We start from the raw sequence: 1129 nt of genomic DNA on the forward strand, positions 1-1129 counted from the left end.
ATGGAAAACCACTCAACAGCATCAATTATCAAGCATTTTGAGACAATTAAAGACCCACGCATTGATCGTCAAAAAAGGCATAAATTAGGCGATATATTTTTTATCACACTTTGTGCTGTGATAGCCGGTGCAGATGGTTGGGTTGCTGTTGCAGAATTTGGTAAAGCCAAGGAAAAATGGTTTACCGAAGTGCTGAAATTAAAAAATGGTATCCCTTCTCATGATACTTTTGGTAATGTATTTGCTGTTATTGATATTGATGAGTTTGCCCAGTGTTTTAGTCGTTGGGTTGCTGATTTAACCACATTGAGTGCGGGTGAGGTTATCGCTATTGATGGTAAATGCCTGCGTAACAGCATAGATACGGCATCAGGTAAATCAGCTATTTATATGGTGAGCGCATGGGCGAGTAAAAACCAATTGGTTTTAGGCCAACAAAAGGTAGATGAGAAATCTAATGAAATTACTGCCATTCCAAAGTTATTACAAAAACTTGATATTACAGGTGCAGTCATCACCATGGATGCAATGGGGTGTCAAACGGCTGTTGTCCAGAAAATTATTGAGCAAAAAGCGGATTACATGCTGAGTTTGAAAGGAAATCAGGGTACTTTACATAATGATGTCAAACTCTTTTTTGAGTCTGAAAATACCTCCCCTGAAGTAGGATATGAAAGCTTTGATGCTGAGCATGGACGCTATGAAACTCGCACTGTACGCGCCTCATCAGACATTGACTGGCTTAAAAAAGCACACCCCAAATGGGAAAAATTAACCAGTATTGTTGCAGTGACCGCCAAGCGTGAATGCAAAGGCAAAGTAACTGAAGAAACACGGTATTTTATCAGCAGTTTGGATGCAACGGACCCCAAACGCTTAGGGCAGATTGTTCGGGCGCATTGGGGCATAGAAAATAATCTGCATTGGGTACTTGATTACGCTTTTGATGAAGATAAGCAACGTGCCAGAATAGGAAATAGCGATGCAAATATGGCGATTGTTCGCCATATAGCACTCAACTTATTAAAGGCAGAAAAAACTTCTAAAGTTGGTACTAAAACCAAACGTCTCAAAGCTGGTTGGAATGAAACATATCTGCTAAAAATTTTATTGGGCACGTCGTAAAAAC

At 39.9% G+C, this 1129-nt stretch carries 1 protein-coding gene; it reads left to right on the forward strand.

Features of this window, described 5'->3' with window-relative positions; genetic code table 11:
* Complete coding sequence (locus QUF61_RS18115) at window positions 1-1125, forward strand: ISAs1 family transposase (protein WP_289682954.1); 1125 nt, start codon at window positions 1-3, stop codon at window positions 1123-1125.
* Window positions 1126-1129 lie beyond the last annotated feature (4 nt).

It is taken from the genome of Candidatus Venteria ishoeyi (genome assembly GCF_030378065.1).
GTDB classification, from domain to species: domain Bacteria; phylum Pseudomonadota; class Gammaproteobacteria; order Beggiatoales; family Beggiatoaceae; genus Venteria; species Venteria ishoeyi.